The organism is Pseudoalteromonas sp. bablab_jr011 (genome assembly GCF_016464045.1).
Classification (GTDB): Bacteria; Pseudomonadota; Gammaproteobacteria; order Enterobacterales; family Alteromonadaceae; genus Pseudoalteromonas; species Pseudoalteromonas lipolytica.
Genome location: NZ_JACDWU010000016.1, coordinates 1 through 11,338 on the forward strand (window position 1 = coordinate 1; position 11,338 = coordinate 11,338).

The window sequence follows — 11,338 nt, forward strand, 5'->3', positions numbered from 1 at the left end:
AGCAGTACATTGAAAATCAAAACACACCGCCAAGTGAAAGAGCCGTAAAAACTTCACGCGCTTTAAGTCAGAAAAAAGACTAGTTACCTCTTGCTTGACTCGCCCTTGAAAGGGTGAGATTGCGCAAGCCTAATGTTCAAATTAACCCCAGCTTGAACTAGCTATTGATAGAATTGGCTTAACGATAATGCTGTGAATTTTGATTGCAACATATGTGCACGCCAGTAATATAAGAATGATATCCATAATCTCCTCCAATGCATTTGACCGAAAACGCAGAACTAAAAATAAGTAGATCTGTATAGCGGTCGCATCGAATGAGATTTCGATTCCTATACAGAAGAGTATCCCGTATAGGAATTGGTTAGGTATTTGTGAAAGAATCACTTCAACCGTCTTAATACCAAGAAGGTATTAACGCTGAGATTTAACTTCAACAGCTAGAAGCCACTTTAAATACCAATAGGCATAATTATGCATAGTGCAAAAATCAAGGACCTAAAAGGTAAAGTGGATTGAGAAATCATTATTGGAAATTTGTATTCCGATAATGACTCAGAAGAGTGGTTGTTACGTTGATAGTCTGTGTTGATTGGTTAACCCTAAAGGCTGAACCTCTAGGGTTATAATCAATATAATTGCTTATAAATTTTTAGTCAACAATACAAAAGATTAAATTTCCCGAAATAAGGCAAACAACATTTGATTAATTGAATAAGTGTGATTAATTGAATAAGTGTGATTAATTGAACAGTGATTAATTGAATAAGTGTGATTACCAAGGGATACTGACGGTATAAGTACCAAGCGATTTTGACGTAATCACACTACTACAGATTAATCGTTAGTGTAGTAAATCTCTTCGATAAACTCGCTTGGAAAACAAACATCATTAATATCTGATGTTATTGGTGGGCTATATTCGTAATCTTTTTTGAATAGTGCCAATTCACCCACATCCTTTAAATCATCAATATCAGCCTTATTTAAGTAGCTATGAATAAATAACCGTTGCTCAGCGCGTGTCATCCCAACAAACAGCAAACGTCTTTCCTCATCGATTGGTGACTGCATATTTGGCATCGTTTCCTGGATAACATCAAAAATAGCCACATTAGTCCACTCTAGACCTTTAGAGCCATGGTATGTGGTTAAAGTTACCACTGATTTATCAATTTCAGATTTACTGTTTTGCTCTTTAATTTTATCTGAGTAAAGCTTGATTCTTTCGAACCAAGAGCCTGTTTTTGTCTTGAGCCCTTCAAGAAGTAATGTTTCAACAGCGCATTTATTCAGCTTGTCGCCTTTTGAGCGGCGCTCTATGATGAAATCAATCAACAAATCAATTCTGGTGTTTATCTCTTTGGAATCATGAGTGTTTTCAAATAAATAATAATTTGAATAGAACATTTCAAAAGCCGTTCCATTAATTGATTGACCGTAATTATTTAGATATGACTCAATATCAGAATTACTCTTGATACTTTCAGAAATTAAAGGAATTAGGTTCTCATCCTCTTTTAAGTACCCTAAAACTTCTGACAAATGGTAGTGTGCAAACTTATTTAAAAAATAAGAACACAGTTTAATTACAAAATCACCAGCGCTTGTTTTAAAAATACTTGTTTGATTGTTTCTTGAATACGCTACTTCATGTTCTATCAGAAACTCTTCTATTGAGTCCAATGCAACATTAGTTCTGCTTAGGATCGCCCACTCACCATCATATTTACTGTAGTTCTCCAAAAATGTTAACAGCATACTTTTTTTAAATTTATGTATGTATGTTTTAACAGTGCCACCAATTTCCTTCCCCGAAACCATACCTTTGGGAATTCTATCTTTATTAAATTCTATTAGATTTTTACTGGCATCTATTATTTCAGGTCTACATCTAAAACACTTTGCAAGCATATGAATATTGGGTTTAAATTCATCTTTAAACTTAAGCATTGTTTCATAACTTCTAGCGCCTCTCCATGAGTAGATACTTTGATCATCATCTCCAACAGGTGTTAGATTAATCCCTCCGCGCCCCTGCAGGGCAATCCACTCATATTGTAGTAAATCTGTGTCTTGAAACTCATCAATCATTAGGTCTGTACAATTTAATAGCGGTATTTCCCCACTTAAAGTTCCTTCTACCGCGCGCCTGGTTGCGTCATCTAAGTCATAAAGGTGGTTCTTTATCTTTAACTCTTGATAACATTCTTTAACTAGCTTAACAGCGTCTTTATCAAACCCTTTTTTTTCATCTAATGGCTGATCATTCAAAATGCTCGTAATGTCATTGAATGTTACTTTTAACTCCGGTAGTAGGTGCTCATTTTCGATGTAATTCTTCAACCTATCAATAAAGTTGAAGTATGTTGCTCCAATTAGTAGCTTACCTTGCATGAGTTTCTTTGTTTGGTTAAGAAACTGCCTGTGAAATGTAGTTACAGAAACTCTATTTATTGATGATTGTGGAAGAGCTATTTCCAACCTTTCTTGCATTTCGTTGACGGCCGCATTTGTAAATGTAACGAGAATAACCTTCCTGTCATATGATTTTTTTAGTACGTTTTTTACTTTTTCAATTAATGTTTTTGTTTTACCACTACCTGCTGTAGCAAGAATCAAAGAGTGATTATTAACATCGTTAGCTGCTGATTCTTGCTCTAATGTCATCGTCAATGTTAGCTCTCCAACGTTCTTTTGATTCGTAATGATTCAGCTATGTAATTATTTGCCTCTAGATTGTCAGCCAAATCTAATAGCTCTGCTTTTTCTTCCTTTGTAAATGAGCTCAAATTGGAATTTGTACCTAGAGACAAGATATTTTCCGCTTTTAATAATGCATCATTGCTCATTTCTGTATTATCAAGAACTTGCCTTAATCCAACCTCTTGTGACTCGGTCCTAGTGACTTCACCACCAGCTACAGGATGTAGGCCAGAAGGGTTTCTCTCTTCAATTGAATTTTCTCTATTGCTAACCATCGCTGCTTCACCAGCGTTTGTTTCATTAAAACTTAGGTTCTCAGAACTAGAGTTGTTCACAACTGAACTTTCATCTGAGTTAGATTGTTCAAAAGACTCACCTTTCTGAGAAGAATTAGAAGCAATTAACTGTGATTGAGTCTGCACATTATCACCGCTTGTGTCAGGTTTTAGACTAGGCTCAGCAACAATAGAACCACCACTTGCCGATGCCTGAAGGTTTTCTGATTGGTCTGGACTCACAGGACTGCTTTGCAACTCTGGACTAGCTGTGCGGTCACTTAAACCGCTCTCACTATTTAACGTACCGCCAGTATTTACCGATGCCTGAAGGCTTTCTGATTGGTCTAGACTCACAGGACTGCTTTGCAACTCAGGACTAGCTGTGCGGTCACTTAAACCGCTCTCACTATTTAACGTACCGCCAGTATTTACCGATGCCTGAAGGTTTTCTGATTGGTCTGGACTTACAAGGCTGCTTTGCAACTCTGGACTAGCATTGCGATCAGTCGAACCATTCTCACTATTTAACGTACCGCCACCACTTGCCGATGCCTGAAGGCTTTCTGATTGGTCTGGACTCACAAGGCTGCTTTGCAACTCTGGACTAGCATTGCGATCAGTCGAACCATTCTCACTATTTAACTTACCGCCAGTACTTGCCGATGCCTGAAGGCTTTCTGATTGGTCTGGACTCACAAGGCTGCTTTGCAACTCTGGACTAGCATTGCGATCAGTCGAACTATTCTCACTATTTAACTTACCGCCAGTACTTGCCGATGCCTTAAGGCTTTCTGATTGGTCTGTACTCGCAGGGCTGCTTTGCAACCCTGGACTAGTGGTACTGCCAGTAGAACCAACCTCACTATTTAATGTGCCGCCATTACTTACTGAAGCCTGAAGGTTTTCTGATTGTGTGCCCACTAAAGAACGACCTGAATCTGTAGTATTCGGATAAGAATCATCTTTTGTGCCAGAATATTGGTAGGTATCAATACGATCCCTTGAATCATTGCCTGCAATCGATGACTCTTTAGATAGAACATTCCCGCTTTCATCTTTACCAGTACTGTTAACCCCACTATTTACCTCACTTGGCTTGATAGGGGTTTCTTCTATTTCTTCACCACGGTTATTATCAACTGATAAGCTTTTTGGTGTTACGCTCAGTGCATTCTGTTGTGTGACAGAGCTCTTATCATAATCACTTTCATTTACAGACTGTTGCGGCACTGAGGCTTCGCTTGAATTAAGGCTGTTTACAGGTGGATTTGCTTCTTTAGTACCGGCATCACTATAATTCGGTGTGAAGGCAGTTGTGATCGCTTCACTTAATGTTCTTTGTGCTTCTGGAGCTGTACTTAGTAAGTTGTTTATTGTAAGTAGATCTCTCATGTCATCATGAGAAAGATTTCTTGGAGTATCGCTTGTGCCATAAAGGGCGTTCGCGGCAAACTCCTTCGCTTTACTAGAAACACCTTCTGAGTGAATTGCGTTATTAATTACTTGGCTTTCATGCTCCTTAGATGCACTTGATTCATACCCATTTTTAGTTTGCTCATCTGAAGTAATAGAAGCAATTGTATTAGTTAGTGTTTCTGCCTCGCTATCTTTACCTGCAATTAAAAGTGCATCCCTCATCTTATTCAGATCTTCCATTGTTTCAGGGGTGATGTTAGTAAAGTCAGGAATACTAAATTCTCGACTAGAAACTTGTGCTGATTTAAAATTATCTAAATTTCGATCATTAAGTTCCTTAAAGCTAACTCCTGATGTATCACCAGTTGCATTAAAGTTTGCTAACGCATATTTAGCTATCTCTTTGGCATCTTGGTCATAATTTCCTTTGGTAATACCATCAACAAGACCTTGGCCACTAGGTTTCGATCTGTTTTCAGTTCGATCTAAATTTTCTCTCTCATTTAATCCAGCAAACCCAGCCATTGAGCTAGCTTGAGAGTCGTAGTTTACTGATTCCAAACTACCTTTTTGACTTGGCTCATCTTTATACCTTGATGGGTTGTACTGAGGTTCTAAACCTAACTGTGGGGATAACTCATTTAGCGCTTCTAAATGACGAGCGTATTTAGCATCATTAATACCTAAGAAACTTTCATCTCCTTTCGTGGCTGCAATTACGTCCTCAATTTGACCATCATCAAGGTTTGCCAATGCTGAGTATGCCGCAATTAACTCACTACTCTTCAGGGCATTATTAATTGATTCATTCTCTCTCATCTCCTGTACAGCTGAGATATTTTCTTGAGCATTTCTGTAAGGGTTATTAGGTTGCGTTGAAGCAAGAAGAGCTGAGTTTGAATTTAAACTTTCATTGAAGGCAGCTAGAGACTCAGGGCGCATTGCTGTTTGAACAGCCCCAGCATACATTAGTGTTTCATTTGGAGATAAGCGTTCACCATTAATAATCGAACCTTCACCATTTGCTGCGCTAGTTAGTAAGTTTCTAATAGCTTCTGGTGTATTGTTAGATAAAACACCAAAACCCATTTCAATTAGATTCGAATTAATACCTTCACCATTACCAGACTTCTTAAACTCATCCGTAACAGCCTCACCCACTGAAGAGGTGAATAGTGAGCCAATAGAACTAACTACACCGCCAGATAATTCATTAGATTCTGAGCCTAATACTTTTAATGATCCAAATGCATGCGCTAAATTATTTGCATTTTTATCTTCTGACTCAGAAACAACATCCTCACCCTTAGCTTTAACAGCACCTGTACCAGATGCCCCTCTACTACTAACCTCGTTTTGAGATTGCTCTTTGTGTTCAGCAAATGCTTGTGCATTACGCTCATTATTGAACATGTTTGTTGGATCAGTCTTTATGCCACTATTTACATCATTACTTAAAGTGTTGGTGTCTATGCCAGTATTATCTTCAGGTTTTGGAATATGTGAATTATCACTCGGTTTATATCCATTCAATTGGTCACTAAGTGAAATTAGGCTCGGCGCTTGTAGTGTTTCACCTAATTCTCTCATTAAGCCTGCAGAAGCTCCTCTTTCGGTATTAGCTTGTTTAAGTGCTGTAACTCCAGTTGAAAGAGGAAGTTGGTTACCATTATGGTCTGTAGACAACACTTCAGTATTTCCAGACATTCTTGCGATTGCATCAGTAACCGTATTGGCCAAAGCAATATTATTTTTTTGGCTTTCCGGTAATCTCGCGTTATCACCTTTATTTACCTGCTCTTTGTGGTAGTCGAACCTATCTCCCAACTCAGAAATTAAAGCACTTCTCTTGTCACCAGATAAACTATTTAAGCCTTCATCACCAATCAAACTACCTAAAAGAACATGCTGCTGCTCATCTGAAAGTGTTGAAACAATTGAGCCGATTGATGCTTTATTTGCTCCTGTGGTTGAGTTTTGAACCTCACCCGCATTCATTTGCGTCATTACTTTTGAAGCGGAGCTAGCTGTATTCCCCTCAGCTTCAAGGGCTTGAGCTTGAAGCATATTTGTATGAGCATTTGTAACAGCTTCCTGTCGGGAAACCGCCTCTTTACTTGCAACTGAGTTATCACTGCTCGATGATTGAGCCATTTTTACTGCATTCCCCCAGTTAGCTTTTATCGATTCAGAAACTTGTGCACGTTCGTCCTCTGACAATCTTTCTGAGGCGCCTACTTGCTTTTGTGATGCCGCTTTTGCTGTGATCGCTGCTTTCGCATCAGCACCTAAACCAAACCCTGCTATTGATGGAGCCCCCTTTGCTACCATGCTTGCCGAGCCCTGTAGTACGTGATCATATGCATCAGATAAACTCATGTTATTTTCAGTTGCATATGCTGCGGTTTGTGCCGCTAAGAAAGCTTCGTCCTCTGATAATTGTGAAGTATCCACACTCTCAAATGACTCTCCTTGTTTATACCCTTTGATTGAATCTAAAGTAGCAGATTTACTATCAGTGGCAGTTTTTTGTAATGTTTGGCTAGCGGCTTCAGTATTTGCCAATTGAGTATTTCTAGAGCCAATCGCTGACAACTCAGCTGATGACTGTTTAAGGTAACCCGAGGCTGGCCCTGCGCCACCCGGATTAATACTTACATCATTTCGTTGTCCACCATTCAGTTGAGCTTGGCTCCATTGCCCATATGAGGAATGAACATCACTGGCTTGCATAGTAGTATCACCTTGACTTGCTTTACCTCCATTTGCAGATGTTGTGACATCCGGTGACAATTTCTTTGAATCAATATTTGTATCAGGAGACGTCTTATTAGATACACCCATCATGGTGTGAACACCCCTATGCAGTATATATAAAGTGAGCATAGGAACTGCAGCAGCTAAACTACTTGCCACTGCAATAAATGATTCGATTGTTGACATGCTATGCCCCCACATACCAAATGTGATTGCACTTACACCACCGCCACCAGCTGACACTGATGTAAATCGACCTTGAATAGCAAGTAAAGTAAAAAGGTTAACCGCACTCATGGTTACCGGCCACAAGTTAACCCACACAGTTACCCCAAAGAACATAGCAGCTGATTTCATAGCTTCAGCACCCATTACAAGCATGATTGCAATAACTGGGATCAAGAAAAACACAAAGGCCTCAATGAAGGTTGCAAAACCAATTGATAGCTCCAAAGCTAGGTTTCTATCCGCGGCCATTTGGTAATGTCGCTGAGACTTTGTTTCTATTAAAGTAAGTTCAGAGCGGAGCCCTTGCATATCCCCACTTTTTGCAGCAGCTTCAGCAAAAACATTTGATAAATACCTTCCCGTCGCTAAATGATATGCATTCATTGTCGCGCTTAATGCAGAAATCGATTCCGCCCCGGCTTCAACATCTTGTGGTTTTACATTTTCTTTCTGCAAAAACCTGTCAGTCATCTCTCTGAAACTTGAGCTATCAAAGTAACTTTTGAGCTTCAAGTATGCGTTTGGGCATGTTAATAGCTCCATGGCAGGAGTGTCTATTTGAATATAAGTGCTTCTTGATGGTGTATTAATTCTTATAGACTCAAGGAAGTTTTCCATTGGGGCATTTTTTATTTTGTCAGCATTTAGCTCAGCGTCATTGCCACCAACTTGAAGATCCCAAATTACACAGTCTTGAAGGTAGTTCATTGTAGATGTTTTGATTCTGTACCTTTGGTCATCAACACCTGAATCTAGCTCTTCAGAGCCCATATATCCAAATTTATCAAGCGCCACTAGTGCCCTCATTGGATCGAGAAATTGACCAGCCTGATAACCATCCGGTGAGGCGAATGAATCTTCATAATCTCGTGACAGCCCATACATTCCTGAGGTCATCATTGCAATAACAGCAGCTATGCCAGGTGCATCATTCACATAATACACATCTCCAGTTCTTACCGACTCAATAACAACATCTACTTTAGAAAATGGACCACACAAGACCATGAACATACAAAGCCCAATAAACCAAGATAGTACTGGGTTAGAGTTTGGGTTGATCCAACTTTTTACTACAAGAGTCATCAGTGAAAGTAGAGCTGTAGCACCAATCAAAATATGCAAAGATGAAAAGCCAAAATCAAACATTCTTCGAAGGCCCATTAGAACCTCATACATGAACGCTGTTTCACCGATTGAGTAAATTGTAAAATCCATAAAAAAAGCCAGAATATTGAGTCTGGCTTAATCTTAAAATTGAAAAAAATTTTAAAAGCGTGATTTTCAACTGAATTTCAGTATTTTTTGATTAAAATACCTTTTTCTCAAAATAAACGCTTATATCCCCAATTTTATGGTCTTTGTAGTAGCTAATATTTATCGAGTTACCCATCATGCTGACAGATACGGGAAAGGCGGGCTCTTCTGTAGACATAAAACCTAGAAAACCATTCTGATTAACAACGTAGTCTCCATGTGAATTTTTTACCGGGTTAAAGTCACCGTCGAGTAATGCAGTCTGCCCCTTTCTAAAAGCAAACAACTCACTTAGTGTTACATCAAATGCAAACGTATCGGGCAAACAATCAATTATTTCTTTTGGCAGTATATTGACTGCTCGATTGCTTATTGAACCATCAGTCACGGATACCTGTTCCAAAGATTTTAGCCACAGCTTACGATAGTCTGTTCGATTAAAGATATTAAACTCTGACCCTGGTAAAAATGGCAAAACATCTATTGGGATTAATTTTACTTTTGCCGAGCTATGCTTGTTATGAGTAAAGTTAATATCTAGGACAGCTCGATAGAATTTTACACCTGAAACCTCTATCACAAGAAAAAAGTAAGGCTTACCTCTTGATAAATCATCTACGCGATTAATATAGCTGTTTCGTACTCCATAGTAGTTTTTCGGACCCCAAAACCAATCATTGAACTCAATACCATCGTAGTCCCCTTCACTAATTAATTCATCAAAGCTAAGGTGCATTGTAACTTGCTTAACATCTGCAAACGGATATTGACTGAAAGGTGATGCCTCAATGTTCCCCATATATTCTTCAGATAAATTGGACGTCTGCCCATTTAATACATTTTTGAAGTTCTCTATGCTTTCTCTGTATGCATCCCACATATTTGAATAAGGCAATAAGTCACTATTATAGTCTTTTACTCTCACTCTAGACTTTTGCAATTCGGATAGTAGTAAGTTTTTAGTAAAATCAATTTCTAAAACTTTTGGAGATAACCCAGTCAAGAGCTGGAGTGTTAGCATCGATACACCTACTTTAAATTCTGGCCAGTGTGCAGTTTTTCCAATCGATGGAAATTGAGGGTTTACATCTAACAGATTTGAATCAAGCTGCGCACACTCTTCATTTCGAATATTTACTCCATTTGAGATACTTTTACGAGAGTAACTTTGGGCTGCAACTAAAGCGCGGATGTTCAATACTTCTGAGAGCTTAAGGCCACCATAAATCATTTGGCCTTCACTAATTTGAGGTTCTTTGATTTTATAGTCTGATATTGTCACTAGGTTAGATAATTTGCTTTGGATTTCAGCAAAGAACTTATATTCAAACACCTTTTCTTTGAGCCTTTTTTTCATTGATGATTGTTTTGTTTCGACGCCATTAAACAGAAATACTTCGTCATAAATCCTAATAGTATTCTTATTAGCAATTAACTCAGGACCTTCAGCTAACTCAAAAGTAGCCGTTGCATTAAGGGTACTTTGCTCTTGCTTAATGTTTAGCTCTTTAAGTTTTGCCCTTATATTTGGCAATAATTGATTGCCGCTTATAACATTCGTGTTGAGGTTTACTTTTGCTTGCTCCACAGCTTTTTTGTGAAGTAAATACTCTATTACTTGTGCGTCGTACTCAGTGGTATTATCGAGCGTTAAATTGACACTAACCTTTTCTGCACCATAAGCACTCCCGATCGCATGGAATACAATCGATATAAAAGCCCCATTTGCTAGCGCTTTCAATAAATTCATTAAAACGACCTCCAATAACTAAAACTGTATTAATCATTTCATAAATTTCATTTCGTGCAGCGGTTAAAAACAAAACTAAATATCAATTATTTACAATAGGTTATAAAAAAACCTCATTGTGTTTTTTATATTTTCACAAACCTGCATTCAATAATTTATACTTTTCAGCTTGAAGGAGGATTTATGAAATTTGTATTTTTACTAGTCATTTTTGTATTGAGCCATGGCGCTCATGCGGCTGATACTGTCAGAGTTATCAAGTTTAAAACTATCGGCCTCACGGTTAATGAGTACAACATTGCAGATTTAATATATAAAGAAGCAGCTCAAAAGCTAGGCGCTTATTTCATTGTTAACAATTCTCAAGCGGGTTTATCAAGCTACAGCGAGAAGGCCAACATCTTACGATCTATTTCTGTTAGTATTGTTGACTATACAATCGAAGATAGTGAAGTGATTGCGACCATACGCTACGATCATGCAGCTTTAGAAGTTGTAACGGAGAACTACAAGTTATACATGAGGAACAAGAAAAATTCCGAAGAAATAGTTAACGCGGAGATAACTGAATTTTGTCAAAAATTCTCATCTAACTATTTAGAAATCAAGAACACTCTTTCTAGCTCAGAATTCAACTATTCAACAGCCCCTTCAAAGGGTGATGAGCTCCTTAAACTATCAAAAAAGTCTGACTCTATAAGTCAGTTATTGATTAATGAATGTAATTTATAGGAAATCTTTTAATACTTCTCTTTAACACCTATTTCCAAAAGGGCGGCTTTCTGCCAATAGCTAACCTTCAAGCGTAACTCGTTTCTGTCGGATAGACGACACCTGTTACCAAGTGTCGCCCTCCTAAGAACCGTACGTGCAACTTTCACTGCATACGGCTCAAGCCTTCACGAAGGCACCTAATTGGTACCCAGCAACTTATAAAGCAGCGAGA

Annotated in this window: 4 protein-coding genes; 1 reads left to right on the top strand and 3 read right to left on the bottom strand. The window is 38.4% G+C overall.

Translation table 11 applies throughout. From position 1 onward, the window contains the following. Window positions 1–837 precede the first annotated feature (837 nt). From JIG41_RS00215 to JIG41_RS00225, 3 genes are all read right to left on the bottom strand, one after another. Window positions 838–2,670 carry a UvrD-helicase domain-containing protein gene (locus tag JIG41_RS00215; RefSeq protein ID WP_199524080.1) on the bottom strand — a complete coding sequence of 611 codons (1,833 nt, stop codon included), beginning with the start codon at window positions 2,668–2,670 and terminating at the stop codon, window positions 838–840. 8 nt (window positions 2,671–2,678) lie between these two features. After that, complete coding sequence (locus JIG41_RS00220) at window positions 2,679–8,603, bottom strand: conjugal transfer protein TraG N-terminal domain-containing protein (RefSeq protein ID WP_199524081.1); 5,925 nt, start codon at window positions 8,601–8,603, stop codon at window positions 2,679–2,681. Window positions 8,604–8,694: 91 nt separating this feature from the next. Then, window positions 8,695–10,392 (bottom strand): hypothetical protein, encoded by a 1,698-nt coding sequence (locus JIG41_RS00225; protein WP_199524082.1) that lies wholly within the window; start codon window positions 10,390–10,392, stop codon window positions 8,695–8,697. Between the two features lie 183 nt (window positions 10,393–10,575). Between JIG41_RS00225 and JIG41_RS00230 the strand changes: the two genes are divergently transcribed. Further along, the gene (locus tag JIG41_RS00230) at window positions 10,576–11,124 is read left to right on the top strand and encodes a hypothetical protein (protein ID WP_063527318.1); all 549 of its coding nucleotides are present in this window, start codon (window positions 10,576–10,578) and stop codon (window positions 11,122–11,124) included. Window positions 11,125–11,338 lie beyond the last annotated feature (214 nt).

Coding starts and splice junctions, on each gene's coding strand:
- JIG41_RS00230 (WP_063527318.1), top strand. CDS start 10,576: ATGAAATTTGTATTTTTACTAGTCATTTTTGTATTGAGCCATGGCGCT.
- JIG41_RS00215 (WP_199524080.1), bottom strand. CDS start 2,670: ATGACATTAGAGCAAGAATCAGCAGCTAACGATGTTAATAATCACTCT.
- JIG41_RS00225 (WP_199524082.1), bottom strand. CDS start 10,392: ATGAATTTATTGAAAGCGCTAGCAAATGGGGCTTTTATATCGATTGTA.
- JIG41_RS00220 (WP_199524081.1), bottom strand. CDS start 8,603: ATGGATTTTACAATTTACTCAATCGGTGAAACAGCGTTCATGTATGAG.